The sequence below is a fragment of the Neobacillus sedimentimangrovi genome (genome assembly GCF_010614825.1).
Classification (GTDB): Bacteria; Bacillota; Bacilli; order Bacillales; family Cytobacillaceae; genus Neobacillus; species Neobacillus thermocopriae.
This window is the reverse complement of record NZ_JAAFZF010000001.1, coordinates 20,530-44,154: the sequence shown is the minus strand read 5'-3', so window position 1 is coordinate 44,154 and position 23,625 is coordinate 20,530. Positions and strand designations below refer to the sequence as shown.

The window sequence follows — 23,625 nt, the reverse complement described above, 5'->3', positions numbered from 1 at the left end:
AGAAACATCATAAAGATGTTTCTTCTTGTTCATGTTGGATCTATAATGCTGCCCCATTCCCAGAAGATAAGCCAAGTTTTTCGCGGATATCTCTTGCATTTGGCAAAAATCGAACCGGGAAGATTTTTAAGATCATAGAAACAATCCAAAACGTTAATACTTTATCGACGATTGTTGTTGGCAAGTTGGCAATAAAGGTTGCACTAAAAATTTGTTGTCCTGCAGCTACTAAACCAGCAGTAAAGATATCATTGGCATGGCCCGAGAAACCTCCAAAAACATAGACCGAAATAATAGTGGAAATCACTGCTCCTATCGCTCCAGCAATCGCACCTGCCGCGAGTACTTTCCAAGTCTTTTTATACCATCCCTTTTTAAAGAAGAAATAGGCCATGAATGCTACAGCAGCACCTACTAAGGCAAACGGTACATAGGTCCAGCGAACAACTAATCCTAAAATGGTATTCGTCATGAGGGCTGTTACGATTCCATAGATCGGTCCTAAAACAACGGCATTTAAGACTGTACCAATGTTATTTAAAAAAATTGGTAGTTTAAGCATTTCAACAATGGAATTTGCCACCCAGTTCAGTGCGATCCCTGCAGGAATCATTGCCACTATAAAACTGGAATTTTTTTTCATTCAAACTCCCCCCTTATTTTTATTCCTTCTTCTCCTCTCTAACCCCTTTTGACCGTTCCTTTTTCTCCCCTTTCTGTAACATTGTTGCACCCATCAGAAATTTTTTCTGTGTTGAAAAATTTTTATTTTTTATAATTAAAAGCAAAGCTTTTAATACAGAATGGAAACGATTCCACAAAAATCCAAAAGAAAAAATTGGAATTTTTGTGTATAAAACTTGTATTTACAGGTAGTTAAAATGTCATTATTATACAATCGCTGTCTCACTAGGCTTATTATGTAAAAACGTTTCCCTACTTGTTCTTCATTATACAAGTTCAAAATACACTTTTCAATATTTTTTAAAAATTCTTTCTACTTTTCTTCACATCGTAGTTTCTTAACCAACAATTTCTATTTATCTAATATATTTCCTTGCATTAGAACACAACAATCATCCTATCCAAAAAAATTTATTTCGATTTACGAAAAAACATGATAAAATCCAATTTATAAAATTGATAAAAAGAGAGAAAGGGAAAACCATGAAGAAAAAATTGTGGATTACATATGGAATGTTGACGCTGGCAACGGCTACTTGGGGAAGCGCCTTTATTGCCGGCAAATTGGCCGTACAAAGCTTTGAGCCGGCAACCGTTGCTTTTATACGATTTCTTGGCGCGGCCATTCTCCTATTTCCCATCATGTGGGTGATGGAAAAAAACCGCAAGAAACCAACGATTAAAGATCTAGGATTATTTGCCATTTTAGGATTAACCGGCATCGCCCTTTATAATATTTGTTTCTTTATTGCCACTAAACACGCACCGGTAATAAAAAGTTCATTATTTATTGCTTCCAATCCGGTTTTAATCGTGCTTTTATCAGGGTTATTTTTAAAAGAAACCATTACGAAAAATCATGTGCTCGGCATGGTCATTGCTCTATCTGGAGCTACCTATATTATTACAGACGGACATATTATTGATTTATTCAAACTAGGCTTTGAACCTATTGATTTCGTATTGCTCGGAGCTGTAGTCAGCTGGGCCATCTACAGCGTTGTTGGTAAAGTTGTATTAAAGAAATATAGTTCAGTAGAATCTACCACCTATGCGGTCGCTTTTGGCACCTTATTTTTATTACCTTTTGCTTTGGCAGATACAACTTGGCGAGATGTTACTCAAGCAAATGTAGTGACTTGGCTTGCTATTGCTCATATGAGTATTTTTGTCACTGTAATCTCCTTTATTATGTATTATTACGGTATTAAACAGGTTGGTGCCGCAAAAGCTTCGATTTTTATTAATGTCATGCCTGTTTCAGCTGTATTGATGGCGACCTTCTTCTTAGGAGAAACCTTTACTACAGCACATGCAATTGGGGCATTATTAGTTTTGTCAGGAGTTTTCATTGGAACGAACCCTTCCCTATTTAAACGAAAATGGCTAAAGAAAAACACCGCCGCTTGATGTGCCAAATATTTTATAGATATGTGTAATTGTGCATCATCATTTACTTTATTTTTTATAAATCTTACGTCAACATTTTCATCCGTTTGAAATGAATTTTGTCATAAAAAATCCCTCTTGTGAGACAGAATCGCCTTTGTTTATCTGTCTTCACTAGAGGGATCATCTTTTTCACATGGTGGTTTTTCACGTTACATGGTATAGAACCAAGCAACGAAATTATGTTTAAAAACTGAAAGCCCTTGAAATTTCCATATTGATCTCCAAGTCAATAAATTACTTACCTTTACATAATGGCTTTATATTTGAGCCCTTTCCTTTAATAATCTCAGCTTCTGATTTTTGGTTAATCTTCTCCAAAATTTTACCTTCACAATCATAGCAGTCCCACCTTTCTCTGCTTATGTTTTATTCAAATTTCGTCAATAGTCTTCTTTCAATATATGTTGTTATTTTCATTTTACCAGACATATGACATTGGTTAAATTTGAAAATTTCGACTATTTTTCAGCATATTTTACAAATTCATCTTCCATTTTATCTTCTTAGCAATTTTGTCTTGAAAAATGGACAAAAATCATGTCTTTCCATGTCAAATTTTACGTATAAAAAATTTAGGATGTTGTGTCAAATTCGTGAACCCATTTAAAACGAAACATTTATTGCATTGCCTAACTGTCGACCATTTATTTGTTCTATTCGACACCCCTCCATCGATTTTCCGAATAAAATAGTATTTTTCCAAACAAATCTAACATTTAGACCATGAGAGAATTTGTTATAATATTAGTAAATTCATAATGTTAGGAAGGATTCTATGAAGAAGAGAATTGCTTTATCCTGGAGCGGTGGAAAAGATAGCTGCATGGCCTTACATACACTCATTCAGCAAGGTTATGAGATCGTTTCTTTAGTGACGACTGTCCCGAAAGAGATTGGTCGGACTTTTGGTCATGGTGAGCGTATGGAAATGATTCGATTACAGTCTGAAGCACTTTCCATTCCAGTTTATTTCATTGAATGCCAACTCGATAGCTATACAGAACAATTTATTCAAGCAGTAAAAGATTTGAAAACTCACTATCAAATCTCAGGAATTGCCTATGGAGATTTATATTTGGACGGACATCGTGAGTGGGGAGAAAAAGTTGCTGAAGCAGCTGGTGTAGAGGCGATATATCCACTTTGGACTCGATCAGAGAATGCCCTCGATTTACTCGAACAGTTTGTTCATTCTGGGTATCAGGCGGTGGTCATTCGAGTCCGGGAAGATGTATTAGATGAATCGTGGCTTGGCCGGGTATTAGATGACTCGTTTTTGAAAGATATTCAAAAAGTGGCAATTTGCCCAATGGGGGAATATGGGGAATATCATACTTTTGTTTTTGACGGTCCATTATTTTCAAAGAGAATTCAATTAGATAAGCCGGAAGTTGTAGAACTTGAAACTACTAAAAAATTGGAATTTAAAACTTGTCAATTCATATAAGTTTTGAAATAGACATATTTCATTACAGACCATTCTTCATTTTTTTCTACAAAAAATTCACATATATTTGTTCCTCGATTCATAAATAAAAATGTACGCAAATATACAATTTTTTCAGAAAAAAATCGAAGGGCGGCGATTGTATGAAAGACAAGTCTTATGTTCTATATAAAGGAAAGAAATATGTCATTTTGTATCAATACTCTTCTGGTTTTTGCGAAATTAAGGAAGTAGACAGCTTATATCATGTTGAATTCGTTCATTCCACCGAATTAATGCCTATCACATAAAAAGCCGGGATTACCCGGCTTATTCTTATTATGACTACATCATGAATTCAGAATTTCATCCATATATCCGAGCCGAGCTGAAATTTGTTTGCCTATTTGCAGTATTCGCACTTGCAGCTGTGCCAATCTTTCATTTGTCATCCTAATCGTTGGACCAGAGATGCTTACCGCTGCAATCACCTTTCCTAAATGGTCAAAAATCGGAGCCGCAATACAGCGAATTCCATATTCATTTTCTTCCAAGTCTAGTGCATAGCCACGTTGTTTTACCTTGACCAATTCCTCTAGAAACGCATTGCGATCGGTAATCGTTTTATTTGTATGCTCGGGAAGTCCTTTGCGATCAAGAATCTCCAGTACTTCACTAGATGGCAAATAGGCAAGAATCGCTTTCCCGACAGAAGTACAATGCATAGGGGCTCTTTTTCCTACCTTGGAATGCATTCTTAATGTCTCTGTTCCTTCTAATTTTTCGATATATACTACTTCACCTTGATCGTAAACAACAAGGTGGATTACCTCATTTGTTTCTTTCTCTAACTCCCGTAAAAAAGGCTTTGCCTCCACCCTGAGATCAATGGATTCTAACTTTTTCGAACTAATTTCTAAAAATTTATAGCCTAATTTATACCGACCCGTATTTTCATCCTGTTCCATATATCCATACTTTACAAGCGTTGATAGAATTCTATATACAGAGCTTTTATTAATATCGATTTGTTTAGAAATCTCCGTGACGCCAAGCCCTTCCTTTTTTAAACTTACAATTTGAATAATATCTAATGCCCGGCTCACAGATTTAACCATATTTTCTCTTTCCAAACTATTCACCTCAAATATACCCATAGTGCCTGATAAATGTCTGCGATGTTTGATTAAAACCTTGAATAAGCCGGACATGACAAGACATAGTTAGACGTTTACATTTTCCTTTTTCATGACAAAAGTATTCCGTAATGTGCCAATTTCTTTGATTTCGCATTCAATCACATCACCTTCACCAACTAATTCAGCTCCTACCGGACTACCTGTCAAGATTACATCCCCCGGTTTTAATGTCATCACCTTTGACAAATACGAAATCATCTTCCGTATTGGAATGATCATGAGCTCAGTCGGACTGTTTTGTTTTTCAATCCCATTAAGCCTTGCTGTTACCTTTATGTTAAAAGGATCCAGCTCCGTTTCAATGACCGGTCCAAGTGGGGTAAACGTGTCAAACGATTTTCCAATCGTCCAGTGACCATCCTGATGGAAAAATTGTGGCGCCGTGACATCATTACCAACTGTATATCCAAACACATAATCAAGCACTTCCGATTCATGCACATTTTTGGCCAATTTTCCAATAATGACAGCTAACTCTGACTCAAATTTCACTTCATTGATACCTGTTGGAATGATGATCGGATCCTCAGGACCAATGACAGAGGACGTTGGTTTAAAAAAGAAAACAGGGATTTCCGGCAATTCATCTGGAAGATCTTCTAGCTTGGCCACAAAATTAGCCCCGATTCCAATGATTTGATTTGGCTCAAGTGGTGCAAGCAGCTTTACTTCATTTTTGGAGAATTCATTCCCTGTATACTCCCATTCACCGAACAGATTCCCATTAATTTCTTTGATCACATCTTCATTTATGACTCCTGAATGAACCGTTTCGTTCCATAAAAATCTTGCAAATTTCATCGTACTTCCCCCATTTTTGTTCTTAATGGATGGAGGAGCCTGAAATAAGACAGGCTCCATCCCGTAAAATTACTTATTAACAGCTAATTTAGCTTTAGCCTCCATTCGGCGGCGATGTAAAATTGGCTCCGTGTATCCATTAGGTTGATTGTATCCTTCGAAAACAAGATCACAAGCGGCCTGGAATGCTACGGAATTATTATAATCAACCGACATTGGACGATAGTCAGGGTCTCCTGCATTTTGTTCATCAACGACTTTTGCCATGCGCTTTAATGTCTCTAATACTTGCTCTTTTGTGCAAATGCCATGGTGCAACCAGTTGGCCATGTGCTGACTAGAGATTCGTAATGTAGCTCTATCTTCCATTAAACCGACATTGTTGATATCAGGAACCTTAGAGCAGCCAATTCCTAATTCAACCCAGCGAACGACATATCCTAAAATTCCTTGTGCATTATTATCAAGCTCCTGCTGAATTTCTTCCGGACTCCAGTTCGGATGTTCAGCGACAGGGATTTGCAAAATTTCATCTCTATAATCCTTCATTTCTAGTTTCTTTTCATTTTGTATTTCTGTTACATTTACCTGATGATAATGAAGGGCGTGTAGTGTTGCAGCTGTTGGTGACGGTACCCATGCCGTATTTGCTCCTGTTTTTACATGCCCGATCTTTTGCTTCAGCATTTCGGCCATCTTATCAGGCATTGCCCACATTCCTTTACCGATTTGGGCTCGGCCTGGGAACCCAGTTGCCAAACCGACACTAACATTGGATTGCTCATAGCTTGAGAGCCAAGTGGATCCTTTCATATCATTCTTGCGGATCATCGGACCAGCTTCCATGGAGGTATGAATTTCATCCCCTGTACGATCCAAGAACCCGGTATTGATAAATACAATTCGATCCTTAACTTCTCGAATGCAAGCCTTCAAATTCAATGAAGTACGGCGTTCCTCATCCATGACACCAATTTTCAAAGTATGACGCTCTAATCCCAACATATCTTCAATCCGATTAAATAGTTCATTGGCAAAGGCAACTTCCTCAGAACCATGCATTTTTGGCTTAACAATATAAATGGACCCTTTGGAAGAGTTTTGGTATTTTCCATTGCCTAAAAGGGAATGCTTGGCAATTAAACTTGTCACCACTCCATCTAAAATGCCTTCCTGAATCTCTTCCCCATTTTCATCCAGAACTGCATTAATCGTCATTAAATGCCCAACATTTCGAACAAGTAGCAATGAACGTCCGGATAAGCTAAACTCCTTACCATCTGGCGTAACGTAGAAGCGATCTGGATTCAATGTCCTGGTTATTGTTTTTGCCCCTTTTTCAAACGTTGCGGAAAGATCTCCTTTCATTAGTCCCATCCAGTTTCTGTAGACGAGCACCTTATCTTCCGCATCTACGGCGGCAACGGAATCCTCACAGTCCATAATGGTTGTAATCGCTGCTTCTAATAGAATATCTTTTACCCCAGCTTCATCTGTTTTTCCAATTGGATGACCGCGGTCAATTTGGATTTCGATATGAAGTCCATTATTTTTTAATAGAACAGCAGATGGTACCTCTTTAACACCTGTATACCCAACAAACTTTGACTCCTCAGACAATCCCGTTATTTTTCCATCTCTAAGCTTAACCGAAAGTTTCCCATCCACAATGCTGTATAGGACTGCGTCTTTATGCGATCCTTCACGTAATGGAGCTGCTTGATCTAAAAACTCCTTCGCAAACGCAATGACCTTATTACCACGGACAGGATTGTATGATCCACTGCGTTGGGCTCCTCCTTCTTCACTAATGACATCCGTTCCGTAAAGGGCATCATACAAGCTTCCCCAGCGAGCATTGGCTGCATTGAGGGCATAACGGGCGTTGTTCACCGGTACAACCAGCTGTGGTCCAGCCTGAACAGCGATTTCATCGTCCACCCCTTCTGTGCCGATTTGAAAATCCTCTACTTCTGGCTCGAGATAACCAATCTCTTCTAAGTAAGCTTTATACTTGGCGAAATCAAAGTTTCCTTTATTTTCACGATACCAAGTATTCAGTTTGCTTTGAATCTCATCACGGCGGGCTAATAATTCCTTGTTTTTCGGTGTTAGGTCCTTTATTAATCTTTCAAAATCGGCCCAAAATTGATTTTGGTCTACCCCACTGCCTGGAATGGCTTCCTCGTTAATAAATTGATAGAGTTCTGAAGCAACTTGAAGATTCCCCACTTTGACATAATTGGTCATGCTCATTGTTCCTCCTTACCTCATTTCCTTTTCATTTTTTTCAAATGATTATTGTTTGTTATTACAAAACGCTGTTTCTAATCCTTCTAAAAAAAAGATAACATGTTTAATCATTAATTACAATAATTTTCATAAAATTCAGGTCGTTCCAACCTTCTTTCTTTCATGAGAGACTTTCATCTCCTTCTTTATCTCCATACAACGTGCAGGTGTTGGAAATAGTTTTCCAGCATTTAATAGATTATTCGGATTGAACACTTCTCTAATGTTGGTTTGAGCCATGATTTCTTCATCCGTGAACACAAACCGCATTTCTTCTCTTTTTTCAATGCCCACACCATGCTCTCCTGTAATCGTTCCGCCTGCATCTGCACAAACCTTAAGACAAGCACTACCTGCCTTTAATGCTTTTTCAGACTCACCCGGGATTCTCGCATCGAACAAGACAAGCGGATGAAGATTTCCATCTCCTGCATGAAAAATGTTTGCGATCCGTAACCCGTATTCCTCACTTACTTTTTGAATCCGATCTAATACTTCCGGTAGTTTACTCCGTGGAATGACGCCATCCTGCACTAAATAATCTGGTGAAATCGCTCCCATTGCACCAAAGCCTGTTTTTCGATTTGCCCACCATCTGTTGCTCTCCTGTTCATCTTTGGCGACTTTTACTTCCCGTACATTTCTTTTTTTGCACAGGTCAAGAATTTGATTGATTTGGTCGTTAATCCCAGCTGAAATTCCATCTACCTCAATTAAAAGCATGGCTTCAATATCCTTTGGATGGCCTACAGGAAATGCAGCCGCTTCCACCCCTTCAATCGCAATTTTGTCCATCATTTCTAGTGCAGCTGGTACAATCCCTGCCGATATGATATCTGAAACAGCTTGGCTTCCATCTGATACCTTATCAAAATAGGCGAGAATCGTTTGTTTCGCTTCCGGTTTTTTTAATATTCGAACAATAATTTTCGTAACAATCCCTAAAGTGCCTTCAGAACCAGTTAATAGCCCGAGCAAATCATATCCTGGTGTGTCCAAAATGCCTTTTTTACCTATCTCAATAATTTCACCACTCGGTAGTACCACCTCGAGTCCAAGAATATGGTTCGTGGTCACCCCATATTTCAGGCAATGAGCTCCGCCAGCGTTTTCAGCCACATTACCGCCGATTGTACAACAATATTGACTAGATGGATCAGGTGCATAATAGTACCCTTTATCCGAAATAGAGTTTGTAAGTTTGAGATTCACATAGCCAGGTTCTACCACGGCTCTTCTATTTTCTAAATCTACACTTAATAGACGCTTCATTCTTACTAAACTTATAATTACCTCACCATTTATCGGAATCGCACCACCGCTTAATCCTGTACCAGCACCTCTCGCAAGAAAAGGCAATTGGTTGTCAGAACAATATTTTACGAGTTTGGCTACTTCCTCCGTATTCTTAGGAAAAACGACAGCCTTTGGTAAATGCTTATGAAGGGTAAAACCGTCACAATCGTATGCTATCAAATCTTCTTTATGATAAAGAATCGAGTGTTCTCCACCGACGATGGCAGCCAAATTTTGTATATGCTTATCGTTTGACTGGATCCTGCTTACAGCCATATCAATCTCCCCTATTTAACAATTCATCTTCTTTTTGATACGCCCAGTCTAGTAGCTGAACGGTATGGACGATTTTTTGATTTCTACCATATTTTTGAACCCCTAACGCCATTTGGAGCATACAGCCGGGATTCCCCATTGAAATCATTTCTACGTCCTCAGGCACATGTTCCATTTTATTTTTCAGAACAGCTCCTGCCATTTCTGGATTGGTAATATTATATATCCCGGCACTTCCGCAACATCTGTCTGCGTTTGGCATATGGACCATTTCAACACCAGGTATATCAAGTAAAAGATCACGCGGCTCTTGACGAATCCCTTGGCCATGGGCGAGATGACAGGCATCATGATAGGTTATTCTCGTTTTGATTTCAGCTTTTGGCTTTTCATAGCCTGTGTCATACAGGTATTTCGAAATATCTTCTACTTTCTTCGAAAATTCTACTGCTTTTTTATGCCATTCAGGGTCATTTCTAAACAGTTCTGGATATTCCTTCATCATGCAGCCACAACCAGCTGCATTAACGATTATCTTTTCACAATCTTCAAATGCCTCTATATTTTGCTTTGCTAGTTTTCTTCCTGTTTCACGGTCTCCAGCATGAACATGCAAAGCACCACAGCAAGTTTGATTTTTCGGTATGACCACATTGTTTCCATTACGGTTTAATACATTAATGGTTGACTGATTAATATCACTGAACATGACATCCATGATACAGCCTGTTAAAAACCCGACTTCATGTTTTGCTTCTCCCTTTGCTTTAATGACTATTTCGTTTTTATATTTTTTACGTACCGGCTCTTTTATCTCTGGTAAAATCGCTTCCATTTCGACTAAATGTTTCGGCATGATATGAATTAAACCAGTTTTTCGAACCATCTTCTGCATACCGCTTTTTTGATAAAACTTTAACAGGCTTCCTATTGCATTCAATCGGTTTTGATGAGGGAACAACCCTTTTAGAAAGAGATCATTTACCGCCTTCTTTACCCCTGTAAGCGGGATCGCCTGACGAATTTGGCCACGGGCTTCTTCAATTAAACCGCCCACATCCACGTCAGCAGGGCAAGCGGTCGTACAAGCCCGACAATCAAGACAGGCAAATACCGGATCCATAAATTGCTTATTTACTTCCAATTTGCCTTCCGCCACAGATTTAATTAAATACACTCGTCCCCTAGGCGAATGCTGTTCCATTCCCGTTTGTTCATAGGTAGGACATGATTCTAGACACATCCCACAATGAACGCAGTCTGCCCATTTATTCTCGTCTGGAGGATCATTCCAAAGATAATTCCCCAATCCTTTTGTTGAACACACAGGACTCTCCTTTATCTGCGCTTCTTTTAAGCTCATCGTTTAAATCCCTCCTACAAATCGTCCTTGATTTAATATTCCATTCGGGTCGATTTTATTCTTAATCCCTTCTAATAGGAAGAAATGAGATGGCTTCTTGCCCCAGACCTCGATTTTTTGTCGAAGTATTAGCGGCAAATGCTTTACAACCACGTACCCTCCCATTCGCTCAACCGAATTTCTCAACCATTGAATCGCTGATAGTACCTCTTCTGATGATCCTTTTACTATCACTTGACATAAACCATGGCCAAGTCCTCCATGTGCGAGGATGGAAATAGGGTGAGAATCTTGCAATAGCTGGACTTCTCTTAGGACGTTTAAAACATCCAAATTCACTACACCGATTTTCAAGGCAGCCTCTATTGTTTGAGTGTTAGTAAACTTCGCTGCTCCATTTGGGGCTATTTGATAAAATTGATCCCAAAATGCTTGAGCATTTTTCTGGGAGAGAATATCTATTTGCGATTTTTCCGGCTGGATTTTATGAATAAAATCCTCTTGATAATGAACAGAGCTTTCGTTATCTTCAAAGCTGATTGCAACGGTATATTGGTGGTGTCCTGTTAATTTTTCCGCCAATAAAGGATTTAGTAACTCTAAGGCTACAGGTTCCATCATGGAATCTAGTACTTTAATCGCAAAGGAACGGATCTCTTGTAAATCTCCATTTGGAAAACGTAATAATACTAGACTTTCATACTTAGGTAATGGACGGAGCTTAAGCGTCACTTCGGAAATCACCCCAAGTGTCCCCATGGATCCAATAAAAAGCTTATTCATATCATAGCCGGCAACGTTTTTCACCACTTTACCACCCGTTCGAATAATCGTTCCATCAGGATAAATAACTCTTAATCCAATAACGGCATCTCTTGATGAGCCATAACCAAGGCGTTTTGGACCACTATCATTTGCCGCAATGACGCCGCCAATAGTAGCATAACCTGGCCAATTCACATCCAGGGCCATTTTTTGATTGTGCGCGGCGAGAGCGTTCTGTAAGTCTTTAAAAGGAGTTCCTGCTTTAACCGTCAGAGTCATGTCCCCAACGGTATGCTCCACAATGCCAATCATATTTGCTAAAGATAACAAGATATCGGCTGATTCGTTCACTCCACCAAATCCTCTTTTTGTCCCACCACCGACGATTGAAATCTTTTTTCCATGGGTATTGGCATATCGCAAAATTTCAGCAATTTCCTCTTCTGATTCAGGATATACCGTAACTTTTCCACCATTACCGAGCGGATGAATCTCACCTTCTTCTTCAGCCATTCGCTCTTCTGGTAAAATCCCTTTTAAGTCTACTAAAAGATCTGTTTGCACCGTTTTTTCCCACCTTTTCATTTGTATCGTAATAAGAAACAATGTTTCTAAATTTTGCAAAAATATATGCTCTCTTTTTATTAAAGCATGTATGGAAATATTTTTCAAACAAACATTTAGAATTTATTATATAATCAGAAAATTAATTGGAGCTAAATCTAAAAAAATTGTCCGTAGGAAACCCCTACGGACAACATCGGATTTTTTAGAATTATGCTTTGGTATTAGATAAAAGCCTCTCTTGTGTGACTCGTTCTAGTAACAAATCAACAAATTTCTTGCAACGTTTTATATCTTCACTTTGTGGAGTAATCTCAATTTTAAGAGTAGCAGCCAATGTTGTATGGACATAAAGCATATCCCTTAATTGGTCAACTGCTCCACAAAATTGTTCGTAACCACTATCTCCTGTACCCGCAACACCCGTTACCACATGTTTAACATTCTGGGTTTCAAATGCATGGTACAAATTCATCATCTCATATGGTATTTCTCCATTCCCCCATGTGTACGTTGCAACGATCATAGCATCAAATTGATCAATAGCCATGTCTTGAAATTGTTCCACCCGGTAGACCATAACCTCTACTTTTCTTTGAATAAATATATCTCGAATCAAGTAGACTAGTTCTTCCGTGTTTCCCGTTTTTGAAGTATATACAATGGCTATTTTCATAGTTCATCAAATCCGTTTAAATGGGAAACTTTTGAATACGTTCTTGGCTTCTGTTCAAAAAAGTCAGACTTCGTACCATTTTGCATTTCATCACTAAATACATGGATCCATGGCATTGGATTCTCCCGTTCCCTGTATAAATTTTGTAAACCGAGCTGACGAATTCGTTTATTGGCCAAGTATTCGGTGTATTTCTCATACTCCTTTAAATCAATTCCGTTGATATCCTTTAATACGTAATGAGCCCATTCTTTCTCCAGCTTCACCGCATGATCGATCGTTTGATAAATATAATCCACGTTCTCCTGATGATTTAATGTTGGATTTTCTGTTAATAGAATCCTTAAAAATTGAGCCATAAAATACGCATGCTGCATTTCATCCCTTTGGATATAGCTGATCATCGTGCTCGTTTTCAACATTTTTTGCTGACGAGCAAGATGATAGAAAAAGGCAAAACCTGCATAAAAATAGATTCCCTCAAGATTAATTGAATTCACTCCCAGCTCAAATAAATGCTGAGGAGTCGGATTGTCGCGAAATCTTTCATAGGCATCCAATATCAATTGGTTCCTCTTTTTAACAATCGGGTCACTTTTCGCCTGATCAAAACGAGAATTCTGCTCGCTCAATGGGACAAGGGAACTTAAAATATAGGAATAGGATTCATTATGTACAGCTTCCTGTTGAGCAATCACAGCAAATATTGCTTTAAAACTCGAATCAGTGACATAATCCATTACCTGCGTCATTGTTGGTGTTTGAAGGCTATCTAATGAAGCCAATTGGGTGTTGATCCTTAAAAATGTATCTTTTTCCGCCTCTGTAAGCAGATCCCATTGCTTAATATCATCCTGCATATTAATCTCCTGCGGTATCCAAAAATTTGACAGCAATGTATGATACAAATCATACATTTGTGGATAGGCAATATCGTTCCAGTTCAGGAGACCCGATGACTTTCCATTAATAATACCAGTGGATTTATTAGGAAACTCTGGGTTCAAGAGCTTTATTTTATTTAAAGGTACATGATTGTTCATTAAAATCTCCTCCCATTAACTATGACAAGCTTCACATTCTTCGATTTCTGTCTGCGAAGTGCTTCGAATATAGTACGTTGTTTTTAAGCCCTGTCTCCAGGCTTCCAAATGAAGATTCAGTAGCTCTTTTGCTTTTATGTCATGACGGACATAAAGATTAAAGCTAATCCCCTGATCTATATGTCTTGTACGTGCTGCATTTTGTCTAATGCTCCAATGCTGATCCAGTTCATGTCTTGCCCGTCGATAAAATTCATAGGTTCGATGATTTAAGTCAGGTGCAGTTACTTTTATTTTGAAGTTTTTCTTTTCCTCCGCATATTCGACAGAATAAATAGGATCAATTCCATCCGTCGACCCACCGATTTTTGCGGTAGATGAATTAGGAGCGATAGCCATCAACCAGCCGTTACGTAATCCGTATGCCTTGACTTCTTCTTTTAACGCTTTCCATCGGTCAGATGTATAATTTTTTCGTTCAAAATACTCACCTGTCTGCCAATCCGAACCTTGAAATTGGCTATAAGCCCCTTTTTCTTTTGCCAGCTCCATCGAAGCAAGTATCGTATGGTAAGCAATATTTTCATAGAGTTCATCCGCAAATTGGACTGCTTCCTCTGACTCCCAGTAAATCCCTTTTAGTGCTAAAAGATGATGCCAACCAAATGTTCCGAGTCCGATTGCTCGGAATTTTTTATTTGTCAGCTGGGCTTGACCAACTGATATGGTATTGATATCAATCACATTATCTAACATACGAACCTGAATTCGAATTAACCTTTCCAATACATCTGCTGGTACGGCCCTTGCTAGATTAATAGATGATAAGTTACAAACGACAAAATCACCAGGTTTTCTAACGATGACGACATTCCCATCTACATCCACATATTCTTGAACTATTTTTGTGAGAGACATATTTTGTGCAATTTCTGTGCATAGATTGCTGCAATAAATGGATGTACGGCCTTTTCCAAGCAAATGTTTATTCGGATTTTGTCTATTGACTTCGTCCCTGTAGAACATAAACGGAGTACCTGTTTCTAATTGAACCATCATAATTCGAGCCATGATATCCATTGCCCGGTATGTTTTACGCGGAAGTAATGGATGGTTTACCGCCTCCTCGTATTTCTCAGTGAAATATTTTTGGTCCACCTCATCGTAAAAATCCTCTAGTCCGAGCGGATTCCCTTGCTCATCTTTCCAACCCATGAATTGCTTTACTTGATGTGGACAGAACGTATGCCATTCACCGATACTTCTGCCGTTTTCATCTGTTTCCAAAAGCTTTTTCATAAACAAATCCGGAACGCTTACACCGATGAAAATATCATGCGCCTTTCTACGATCATCCCCGTTATTCGTTTTTAAATCGAGAAAACCATTCATCAGATCCTTATGAAACAAATCTAGGTAAACGGCAACCGCTCCCTGACGCTGACCTAATTGATCAACACTGACGGCGGTATCATTAATCAATTTTATCCAAGGTATCACACCAGAAGAATTGCCCTTGAATTTCTTAATATCTGAGCCAAGCGCTCTCACTTTTCCAAAATAAATTCCGATTCCACCGCCATCCTTACTTAGGCGGGCAATATCCCAATTGTTTAAATAGATCCCGTCTAATGAATCATCGACGATATCAATAAAACATGATGAAAGTTGACCAAAGCTTTTTCCGGCATTCGCCAAAGTAGGTGTTGCCACAGTCATGTAAAGGTTGCTTAATGCCCAGTATGCCTCTTTAATTAAAGATAAGCGTTTTGACTTTGGTTCATTCATCATAATTGTCATCGCAATAATCATGAACCGCTCTTGTGGTAGCTCATAGATATTCCCCTGATGATCTTTAGCCAGATAGCGATCAGCAAGCAAAAATAATCCTAAATAAGTAAATAATTGATCTTTATCTGGATTGATTTCTTTCGCAAGCTCGTCAATTTCCTCTTTACTGTAAGAGTTTACGAGATGACTAGAATAGATGCCGAGATCAGTTAATTGTTGAATTAAGCTATAAAAATTTCCATATTTCATTGAGGCATCGTAACCTCTTTGAAACGCTGCTTTTTTGTATAATTCATTCAAATAAAGTCCGGCTGCTAAATACGTCCAATCCGGCTGATCCATAGCAATTTGATTGACCGCATAACTTAATGCATAACGATTGGCCTCGGTTGCATCCATTTCCTTAATGGACTTTTCCAATTCACTCGTATTTAACTGATACTTTTCCGAAGCTTGCTTAATCGTCATTAATACATCATTTCGTTCTAATTTTTCTTTAGTAATCATAATAACTTCCCTTCCCTTATAATTAGAAAAGCGTAAGCTCCCTGCTTAGCGGCGTATGGTCCTGGAGATTCTCCAACTGAGATATAGGAAACACGAAGAACCGTAGGTGATTCGATGTTGACTTATCGTAGGGCGGAGATCGAAGGACAATAGCTGCTAGGGCGCTGGAGCTAGACAATTCTTGAAGTCGATAAGTTATTTTCTTATCTTTTCGAAAAGCGTAAGCGCCCTGCTTAGCGGCGTATGGCTTCCTCCATAATCTGCTGTAAAATTCCATTCCTTGTGTTCCCAATTGGAAACACGAGAATTTGTATTCATGTACATAGTCTAGAATGTGAAATCTTCACTTAGTTGCTTTACACCTTCCATCAATTGAAGTTGAATGTTTATTTTTCTCAATAAAAAAATCCGCTCAAGCGGTATTGAGCGGATGAAACGATAGCAAAGTAATAGGAATTAGACATCAATCCCCATCCAGTCGCCACCGTTTCATCTTCTCAATCCCCGAAGAAGCTGAAACAAGTTAAGATAGACAGGTCTCCTGACTGATGCATCATCCTACTATGAGCCCTTCCCATATAAGTGCCTATTCAGCTTGCTTATACAGTGGTATGCTCTGTTCGTCTGCATTTACAGTTGCGGGGGCAGTTCCGGATTTTCACCGGATTCCCTTTTAAGCCATTATCGGCATCTACCTTAAAGGCAAACACAATATATAGTTTTATTCATTTGTTTAATATCAATATATAGATCTTAAACTAGAAACAATAATAGTACAACATGGATTATTTTTCAAGTGTTTTTAGACAGTCGATCAATTTTCCTCCGTATAGAGATGTACAATTTATTAGATCGGCATTATCTATCTGCTCTTAACCTCTTTTGACTGTCTATCCTTATACCATTGGAAAAGCCAAATCGTTATGGTCAGCCAAAAGCCGCTTGCCATATATCCACCAATAATGTCGCTTGGATAATGAACACCCAAATATATGCGGCTAATTCCGATCATGATAATCATGAATGCACTAAAAAGAATTAACATCGTACGCCCGGTCCGAGTCCGAATATGTCTCCAAAGTAGAAAAGTTAGTATACCATATACCGTAAAAGCATTCATGGCATGCCCACTTGGAAAGCTATATCCTCCAATTTCAATCAAACGATGTAAATCTGGACGCGCCCTCTGAAAAAAAGATTTTAAAGCGTGATTCAACATAGGAGAACCCGCAATTACCACAATAAATAAGATAAGTTCTGATCGATGATGTAGTACAAAGTAAAGAAATAGGATAATCAATACACATAGTACGATAACTACTTTTGTTGAACCAATATTTGTAAAAAATTTCATGACTGTTGTCAAAGCCGGTGTCTCCATTCCTTGGATAGCCCGAATCACAGTACTGTCAAAGTTTACGATTTTATTCCCTTTTACAAGCAAGGCCAAAAAACTAAAAGTGATGAAAGAAACCAAGCATGTCAATAAAGCTCTACTCAACGGAAATTTTTTCACTCCAATACTTCTTTATTGCCAAATGGATCTACTATATTTTTTCCGCTTCTACACCATTTTAATCTAATAAAAAACTATTAACCAATTGTTTGAATTATACTTTTTTCTCCTATAGCATAATTTGCTGTGCTAATCACTACTTTATCCTTACGATCTTTGCCATAAAGCCAGACAACTTTCAATTGCCAATCAATACCCTTTTTTCACATTTACTTTATTGTGAAGTGGTTTTCCCTCTTCAATATTTCTCAGCGTTTCCAAAAAGCAATACGCTCCTTCCGCAGGCGTCGTAACAGCAGAAATATGTGGTGTGATCAATACTTTTGGATGCGCCCATAATGAATGATCCTTTGGGAGTGGTTCCTCTGTAAACACATCCAATACAGCAAAGCGCAAATGATTATGATCTAAGGCATCAAGCAAAGCATCTACATCCAGTGAAGCTCCTCTTCCGACATTTATAAATCCTGCCTCCGACAATCGTTGAAAGATGTTCTCCTTGAAAAGTTTTTCTGTGAGTTCTGTCAATGGAAGAGTATTGATGAGATAGCCTATATCGGGCAATCGATCATAATGCTCCTTCACTGTCATGACTTCTTTAAAAAATTCCTTTTCTTTCCCACTTAAAGAAACACCATAGACCTCTACTCCGAAACTGGCAAAAATCTTCGCTATCGTTTGACCGATCTCCCCTGTACCGTATATCATCACCTTTTGTTCATTTAATAATTTCGGGGTTATCGGGTACCATTTTTTTTGCTGCTTTAACTCTTCAAATTGATTATGAAACTGTAAATCTTTTAATATGTAACTCAAACAATATTCTGCTATTCTCTGACCAAATGAGCAAATCGTTCTCGTTAAGAGGACGCTTTCGTCCCAATCTTTTTTAAATAAAAACCGGTCAACTCCAGCTCCTAATGAATGAACCCACTGGACATGACGATAATCAATATTAGACTGTAAATGAAACGAAACGAGTGCATCAGCCCAATCTAAATCCTCTTGAGTAAATTTTTCTTCTGGCATAAACCGAAAATTTTTCTGCAGTTTTTCCTTTTGAATAATGGTTTGGAGTTCTTTAAACATTGGACTAACTACTAATATATTATTAATTCTCATTTTTTCACCCCTCCATTTATACCTTTTCTTGCTTTAAAATTGAAAACCCTTTTCGAAAAAAAATATTCAGGATTTTTTCTATTTTTTTCACAAAAACTCTTGAAGAAATGGAAGGAATCTGTTATATTACAGTCAATTAAATATTTTCTTACTTCAAACCTTTTGAAGTGAGGATAGAGGCGCAAAGACCATTAGTACCCATTCGGAGGATAATGAGGTCCAAGGATGAATGGCGAAAGGGGAATTTGCCGAAGTTTCAATGAACCTCATTGTTCTTGAAGCTGGTTCTGCTGTTGAATAAGCACAGAACTGTCATATAGGTAAACTATATGGAGGGCTATCTCACGCATAGGAACGAATTTTGTTTATGTTTCTACTACAGCAGCGGATGCCTTTCGCTGCTGTTTTTTGCGTTGGCCATACCCTCTACTAAAAAATTGAAATAAAGGGTGATTAAAAATGAATTTTGGCCAAGTTATTACCGCGATGGTAACCCCATTTGATGAAAACGGTGAAATTAATTACGAAGCAACAAGGAACTTAGTAAACTACTTAATTGCAAATGGTTCTGATGGATTAGTTGTTGCTGGTACGACCGGTGAATCCCCCACTTTAACGAATGATGAAAAAGTGAGTTTATTTAAATTTGTCGTTGAAGTGGTTAATGGTCGGATCCCAATTATCGCAGGAACAGGTTCCAATAATACACGAGCTTCCATTCAATTAACCCAGCAAGCCGAAGATGCCGGAGTAGATGGGATTATGCTCGTTACTCCATATTACAACAAACCATCTCAAGAAGGATTATATCAACATTTTAAGGCAATTGCTGAATCTACATCCCTACCAGTCATGCTATATAATATACCTGGGAGAAGCGTCGTTAATTTGTCAGTAGACACCATTGTACGTCTTTCGAAGATTCCAAATATCGTTTGTATTAAAGAAGCAAGCGGTAATTTGGATGCGATGGCTGACATTATCAGCCAAACACCAGACGACTTTACATTATATAGTGGGGACGACGGTCTGACCCTCCCTGTTCTATCCATTGGTGGCGCTGGTGTCGTTTCTGTCGCTTCCCATATTATTGGTAATGAAATGCAAGAAATGATCAGGCGTTTTAAACAGGGAGATGTGCATGGTGCAGGTTTAAGACATCGCAGCCTACTTCCGATTATGAGGTCATTATTTTCCGCACCAAGCCCAGCACCAGTAAAAGCAGCATTAAATATGAAAGGAATTCACGTTGGCGGACTACGATTGCCATTGGTTCCATTAAATGAAGAAGAAACTTTAGCCTTGCAAAAAATTTTATCAGCCGGGGGAGTAGAAGTATAAAAACCGGGGTTACTCGCCCCGGTTTTTCGAATAAATAGGTAACCTTTTTGGAATTTACTGTACCATCCCACGGCTGATCCTTTGATAGGGTAGTGCCATTCCCTACATTATTTAGTTATAATGATTGGACCATCCTTCGTAATGATTATCGTATGTTCTACTTGAGCTACAAAACTTTTCTCAGTAATATATGTCCAGCCGTCACCTTTTTCAAATACCTCTTCTTCCAATGTTGAGATAAAGGGTTCAAACGCAATAACCATACCGTCCTTTAACAGTTCATCATCCCATGGCTCATAATAATTATATATATGATTCGGTCTTTCATGAATTCTTCTGCCAATGCCATGACCGGTCAGATTTTTAATAACTGTGAACCCATTCTGTTTTGCCGTTTGATATACAGCCCTTCCAATTCCGCTTTTTTTGGATCCTGGCTTAATCTTTTTTAATCCCGCTTCAAAAGCAAGTTGAGCCACTTCACATAACTTTTCTAGCACTTCGTCCCCATTACCAACCACAAAAGAGATTCCTGTATCCGCAAAATATCCATTTTTCGAACCGGAAACATCGATATTGACGATATCCCCTTCTTGTATTACGCGATTCCCAGGAATCCCATGAGCGACTTCCTCATTAACACTAATACAAGTGTAACCAGGAAAATCATATTCTCCTTTTGGAGCAGAGATTGCCCCATTTTTCTCAAATAGCTCTCGAGCCATTTCATCCAATTCTTTGGTGGTTATTCCAGGTTTTGTCCTTTGGACTAATTCGTCTCGAATAGCTGCTACTATTTTTCCAATCTCTTTTAATCCGTTAAAATCTTCTTCTGTTTTTGCAATCATCTGTATTTCCCCTACTTATTCATTTTTTTAGTAAAATAAACTCATAACCTATATTGTAGCTTTTCTTTTTGGAAAAAAACAAGATATTAATGTTTTTCTTATAAAAAATATCAACAATTTAAATCATTTCTTACCAAAAACGATCATTTTCATGTTATTATTCACCAAAAATCTTTTCATCATATACCCTTATAGAGAAAATAGGCACAATTCCACCGTTTTTATGGCTTATTTATCATGAAATCTGTTACAACTTTCGCTTTTTCCTCTTTTGCTGTTAAAAACACTTCCAGTTTATAGTGGCCATTTGAAAGATTTGAGATCACGAACTCCTTAGCGAACTCCTCATCATTTTTTACATATTCTTCTTGAATCGCTTGGGTAGACAATACTTCCTTAGAAAGTTGTTTTATTTTATTTCCCGCTCCATCATATAAAATATAATCAACCTGTAGACCATTTTGGAATGTTAATTTTTGGGGTTGACCTGAAATATTTGTTACCTTGTAATCTACCTTCACCCCATTAGTTTCTACTTTCGTTTCAATGGCTGCTTTCCATTTTTCAGAACGATGATTATTTTGATGATTTTCGATATTTACCTGCCCAGAACTTCCAGGAGAATTTGACTCAAGACCGCAGCTTGATAAGATTCCGATAAATAAGGCTAAGGCTGTGCCTTTGATTAATCTCGTACTTTTCATTTAAAATAATCCCCTCTAATTTTTACAGTTGGTTTTAGCAATATAGTCGCAAAAATGAGGATGAAGGTTACACAATCTTCCAGAAATATAAACATAAAGTTCTTAAAATCATTAGAAAAGCTGCCTCAAAAGGCAGCTTTCTATAATTCTTCTAATATCGGAAAAAGTTCTTCTAAATGTTTGATTTCAAAAGTAGGGATCACTTCATTTTTCTCTTTATTGTGACGGTTAATCCAAACTGATCTGATTCCTGCTCGATTGGCACCAAGAATATCTGTCATCAAGTTATCCCCTACCATCATGACTTCCTCATTGGTAAGTGACATGAGAGACAATGCATATTCGAAAATAGCCGGATCAGGCTTTCCACGTCCGAAATCACCTGAAATGACAATTTGTTCAAAATACGGGCGTAACTCAGGTGTAATAGATAACTTTGTATTTTGTAAATCTGGTGAACCGTTCGTTAATAATAATAGCCTATATTTTTCCTTTAATTTATCTAGTGTTTGAAAAGTTTCTTCATATACATAGGATAGCTTCCTACGCTCGGCCGGAAATCGCTCACCTAGTTCAAATCCAAAATCAGGATCATCCACACCCATCGCCTTTAGACCGGCTATCCACGCTTCTTTCCTATAGGTTGGAACAATTTCTTTCATTTTACGAAATTCTTCTTGATCATCTAAGAAATTCCCCCATAATCCTTCAAATGGATTAATACCAATCATTTGTGTAAAAGGGTAAATTTCATAGGAAGAATATATATCTCGCGCAGCTTTGCGAACTTCTTCTTCAAGTATAATTGGATCAATCCCATATCGTGCCTCTGCTACCTTACAAGTTGTAACAAAAGCTTCCTTCACACATTTCTGATCCCATAACAGGGTATCATCTAAATCAAAAAAAATTGCCTTTACCATCATTCCGTCCTCACTTTTATTTTTTAATATTTTACCATATTTAAGTATTAAAATATATCAGATAATTAGAAAAGCGCAAGCCTCCTGCTTAGCGGCGTATATCCTGGAGGTTCTCCAATTGAGATAAAGGAAACACGAAGAACCGTAGGTGATTCGATGTTGACTTATCGTAGGGAGGAGACCGAAGGATACTAGCCGCTAGGGGGCTGGAGCTAGACAGTTCTCGAAGTCATAATGATATTTTTTAATCTTAATTAGAAAAGCGCAAGCCCCCTGCTTAGCGGCGTATATCCTGGAGGTTCTCCAACTGAGATAAAGGAAACACGAAGAACCGTAGGTGATTCGATGTTGACTTATCGTAGGGAGGAGACCGAAGGATACTAGCCGCTAGGGGGCTGGAGCTAGACAGTTCACGAAGTCATAATAATATTTTTTAATCTTAATTAGAAAAGCGCAAGCCCCCTGCTTAGCGGCGTTTGACCTCATCCCAAAAGCTATCGCTTTTGGTCGTGCGAGGTTGATGCTGCCGTAGCCTTTCTTATGGTAGCCTCCAATTGAGATAAAGGATTCAATTTTGACTTATCGAAAGTCGTCGGGATAGAGCTAGACAATCCTTGAAATCGTAATATCTTATTTCCATAAAAAAACATCCCCTACACCGTGATATGATCCCCTTATAGTAGACAGAAAAAAGAAAGCACATGAATCTGTCTACTATGGAGGGGATTTTTTCTATAGGGAAAATACGAAAAACATATGATGTAAAGTTTAAAAAGAAAGCTGTGGATCTATATAAAAAAGAGGGCATGGGCTACAAATCGGTGGCTAAAGAGTTAGGGATTGATCATCCATGGTACGTCGATGGGTAGAACACTATGACAAAGAAGGAATGAAAGGTCTGGAGGAAAAACGCGGGAAGGCAAAAGGACCAGGTAAAGGAAGACCGAGAACTCGTCCAGAAGATCCTGAAACGAAAATCAAGCGTCTTGAAGCGGAAGTAGAAATGCTAAAAAAGCTCTTAAAAATGTGAAAGGGG

The 23,625-nt window shown here is 38.2% G+C and carries 19 protein-coding genes, 1 pseudogene and 2 riboswitches; of the genes and pseudogenes, 5 read left to right on the top strand and 15 right to left on the bottom strand.

All coding sequences use genetic code 11. The features are described 5' to 3' along the window. Positions 1-40: 40 nt before the first annotated feature. On the bottom strand, positions 41-643 hold the full coding sequence (locus GZA11_RS00250) for a hypothetical protein (protein WP_163182480.1): 603 nt from the start codon (positions 641-643) through the stop codon (positions 41-43). A 524-nt stretch (positions 644-1,167) separates the two neighbouring features. On the opposite strand from GZA11_RS00250, the gene GZA11_RS00245 reads away from it, so the two are divergent. The 3 genes from GZA11_RS00245 (at position 1,168) to GZA11_RS16405 (ending at position 3,873) form a co-directional block, all read left to right on the top strand. Continuing rightward, a complete protein-coding gene (locus GZA11_RS00245; protein WP_163182479.1) occupies positions 1,168-2,094 on the top strand; it encodes a DMT family transporter in 927 nt (308 codons plus the stop codon). A gap of 817 nt (positions 2,095-2,911) precedes the next feature. Beyond that, a complete protein-coding gene (locus GZA11_RS00240) occupies positions 2,912-3,583 on the top strand; it encodes a Dph6-related ATP pyrophosphatase (protein WP_163182478.1) in 672 nt (223 codons plus the stop codon). Between the two features lie 143 nt (positions 3,584-3,726). Continuing rightward, positions 3,727-3,873 (top strand): hypothetical protein, encoded by a 147-nt coding sequence (locus GZA11_RS16405; protein ID WP_204317726.1) that lies wholly within the window; start codon positions 3,727-3,729, stop codon positions 3,871-3,873. Between the two features lie 39 nt (positions 3,874-3,912). On the opposite strand, the gene GZA11_RS00235 is transcribed toward GZA11_RS16405, so the two are convergent. The 11 genes from GZA11_RS00235 to GZA11_RS00185 form a co-directional block, all read right to left on the bottom strand. Continuing rightward, positions 3,913-4,695, bottom strand: coding sequence for an IclR family transcriptional regulator (locus GZA11_RS00235; protein WP_163182477.1), 783 nt, complete (start codon positions 4,693-4,695; stop codon positions 3,913-3,915). A 90-nt stretch (positions 4,696-4,785) separates the two neighbouring features. Continuing rightward, on the bottom strand, positions 4,786-5,562 hold the full coding sequence (locus GZA11_RS00230) for a fumarylacetoacetate hydrolase family protein (RefSeq protein WP_163182476.1): 777 nt from the start codon (positions 5,560-5,562) through the stop codon (positions 4,786-4,788). Between the two features lie 69 nt (positions 5,563-5,631). Then, the gene (locus GZA11_RS00225; RefSeq protein ID WP_163182475.1) at positions 5,632-7,812 is read right to left on the bottom strand and encodes a malate synthase G; all 2,181 of its coding nucleotides are present in this window, start codon (positions 7,810-7,812) and stop codon (positions 5,632-5,634) included. Positions 7,813-7,950: 138 nt separating this feature from the next. Next, entirely contained in the window at positions 7,951-9,426 is a 1,476-nt protein-coding gene (locus tag GZA11_RS00220; protein ID WP_163182474.1) for an FAD-binding oxidoreductase, read from the bottom strand. A 1-nt stretch (position 9,427) separates the two neighbouring features. Then, positions 9,428-10,789, bottom strand: coding sequence for a (Fe-S)-binding protein (locus GZA11_RS00215; protein ID WP_163182473.1), 1,362 nt, complete (start codon positions 10,787-10,789; stop codon positions 9,428-9,430). A gap of 3 nt (positions 10,790-10,792) precedes the next feature. Beyond that, positions 10,793-12,139, bottom strand: coding sequence for an FAD-binding oxidoreductase (locus tag GZA11_RS00210; protein ID WP_163182606.1), 1,347 nt, complete (start codon positions 12,137-12,139; stop codon positions 10,793-10,795). A gap of 190 nt (positions 12,140-12,329) precedes the next feature. After that, entirely contained in the window at positions 12,330-12,794 is a 465-nt protein-coding gene (locus tag GZA11_RS00205; RefSeq protein ID WP_038535431.1) for a flavodoxin domain-containing protein, read from the bottom strand. Next, a complete protein-coding gene (locus GZA11_RS00200) occupies positions 12,791-13,837 on the bottom strand; it encodes a ribonucleotide-diphosphate reductase subunit beta (protein ID WP_163182472.1) in 1,047 nt (348 codons plus the stop codon). The genes GZA11_RS00205 and GZA11_RS00200 overlap by 4 nt, the downstream gene beginning before the upstream one ends. Before the next feature lie 15 nt (positions 13,838-13,852). Beyond that, a complete protein-coding gene (locus GZA11_RS00195; RefSeq protein WP_374718056.1) occupies positions 13,853-16,096 on the bottom strand; it encodes a ribonucleoside-diphosphate reductase subunit alpha in 2,244 nt (747 codons plus the stop codon). Positions 16,097-16,649: 553 nt separating this feature from the next. Then, positions 16,650-16,845, bottom strand: a riboswitch (cobalamin riboswitch). Between the two features lie 152 nt (positions 16,846-16,997). Further along, positions 16,998-17,651, bottom strand: a complete 654-nt coding sequence (locus GZA11_RS00190) for a phosphatase PAP2 family protein (RefSeq protein ID WP_163182470.1) — start codon at positions 17,649-17,651, stop codon at positions 16,998-17,000. Between the two features lie 189 nt (positions 17,652-17,840). Continuing rightward, a complete protein-coding gene (locus GZA11_RS00185) occupies positions 17,841-18,773 on the bottom strand; it encodes a D-2-hydroxyacid dehydrogenase (protein WP_163182469.1) in 933 nt (310 codons plus the stop codon). A 166-nt stretch (positions 18,774-18,939) separates the two neighbouring features. Then, a riboswitch (Lysine riboswitch) is annotated at positions 18,940-19,121 on the top strand. Positions 19,122-19,232: 111 nt separating this feature from the next. Here GZA11_RS00185 and dapA point away from each other — a divergent pair. Then, positions 19,233-20,114, top strand: a complete 882-nt coding sequence (dapA, locus tag GZA11_RS00180) for a 4-hydroxy-tetrahydrodipicolinate synthase (RefSeq protein ID WP_163182468.1) — start codon at positions 19,233-19,235, stop codon at positions 20,112-20,114. A 107-nt stretch (positions 20,115-20,221) separates the two neighbouring features. Here the strand turns inward: dapA and map are convergent, their stop codons facing one another. The 3 genes from map to GZA11_RS00165 form a co-directional block, all read right to left on the bottom strand. Then, a complete protein-coding gene (map, locus tag GZA11_RS00175) occupies positions 20,222-20,962 on the bottom strand; it encodes a type I methionyl aminopeptidase (RefSeq protein ID WP_038535442.1) in 741 nt (246 codons plus the stop codon). A gap of 221 nt (positions 20,963-21,183) precedes the next feature. Beyond that, positions 21,184-21,666 (bottom strand): BsuPI-related putative proteinase inhibitor, encoded by a 483-nt coding sequence (locus GZA11_RS00170; RefSeq protein WP_038535444.1) that lies wholly within the window; start codon positions 21,664-21,666, stop codon positions 21,184-21,186. A gap of 140 nt (positions 21,667-21,806) precedes the next feature. Then, positions 21,807-22,589 (bottom strand): HAD family hydrolase, encoded by a 783-nt coding sequence (locus GZA11_RS00165; RefSeq protein ID WP_163182467.1) that lies wholly within the window; start codon positions 22,587-22,589, stop codon positions 21,807-21,809. A gap of 734 nt (positions 22,590-23,323) precedes the next feature. Here GZA11_RS00165 and GZA11_RS00160 point away from each other — a divergent pair. After that, positions 23,324-23,619 (top strand): annotated as a pseudogene (locus tag GZA11_RS00160) (transposase). Positions 23,620-23,625: the final 6 nt, after the last annotated feature.

Coding starts and splice junctions, on each gene's coding strand:
- GZA11_RS00250 (WP_163182480.1), bottom strand. CDS start 643: ATGAAAAAAAATTCCAGTTTTATAGTGGCAATGATTCCTGCAGGGATC.
- GZA11_RS00245 (WP_163182479.1), top strand. CDS start 1,168: ATGAAGAAAAAATTGTGGATTACATATGGAATGTTGACGCTGGCAACG.
- GZA11_RS00240 (WP_163182478.1), top strand. CDS start 2,912: ATGAAGAAGAGAATTGCTTTATCCTGGAGCGGTGGAAAAGATAGCTGC.
- GZA11_RS16405 (WP_204317726.1), top strand. CDS start 3,727: ATGAAAGACAAGTCTTATGTTCTATATAAAGGAAAGAAATATGTCATT.
- GZA11_RS00230 (WP_163182476.1), bottom strand. CDS start 5,562: ATGAAATTTGCAAGATTTTTATGGAACGAAACGGTTCATTCAGGAGTC.
- GZA11_RS00225 (WP_163182475.1), bottom strand. CDS start 7,812: ATGACCAATTATGTCAAAGTGGGGAATCTTCAAGTTGCTTCAGAACTC.
- GZA11_RS00220 (WP_163182474.1), bottom strand. CDS start 9,426: ATGGCTGTAAGCAGGATCCAGTCAAACGATAAGCATATACAAAATTTG.
- GZA11_RS00215 (WP_163182473.1), bottom strand. CDS start 10,789: ATGAGCTTAAAAGAAGCGCAGATAAAGGAGAGTCCTGTGTGTTCAACA.
- GZA11_RS00210 (WP_163182606.1), bottom strand. CDS start 12,139: ATGAAAAGGTGGGAAAAAACGGTGCAAACAGATCTTTTAGTAGACTTA.
- GZA11_RS00205 (WP_038535431.1), bottom strand. CDS start 12,794: ATGAAAATAGCCATTGTATATACTTCAAAAACGGGAAACACGGAAGAA.
- GZA11_RS00200 (WP_163182472.1), bottom strand. CDS start 13,837: ATGAACAATCATGTACCTTTAAATAAAATAAAGCTCTTGAACCCAGAG.
- GZA11_RS00195 (WP_374718056.1), bottom strand. CDS start 16,096: ATGACGATTAAGCAAGCTTCGGAAAAGTATCAGTTAAATACGAGTGAA.
- GZA11_RS00185 (WP_163182469.1), bottom strand. CDS start 18,773: ATGAGAATTAATAATATATTAGTAGTTAGTCCAATGTTTAAAGAACTC.
- dapA (WP_163182468.1), top strand. CDS start 19,233: ATGAATTTTGGCCAAGTTATTACCGCGATGGTAACCCCATTTGATGAA.
- map (WP_038535442.1), bottom strand. CDS start 20,962: ATGATTGCAAAAACAGAAGAAGATTTTAACGGATTAAAAGAGATTGGA.
- GZA11_RS00170 (WP_038535444.1), bottom strand. CDS start 21,666: ATGAAAAGTACGAGATTAATCAAAGGCACAGCCTTAGCCTTATTTATC.
- GZA11_RS00165 (WP_163182467.1), bottom strand. CDS start 22,589: ATGGTAAAGGCAATTTTTTTTGATTTAGATGATACCCTGTTATGGGAT.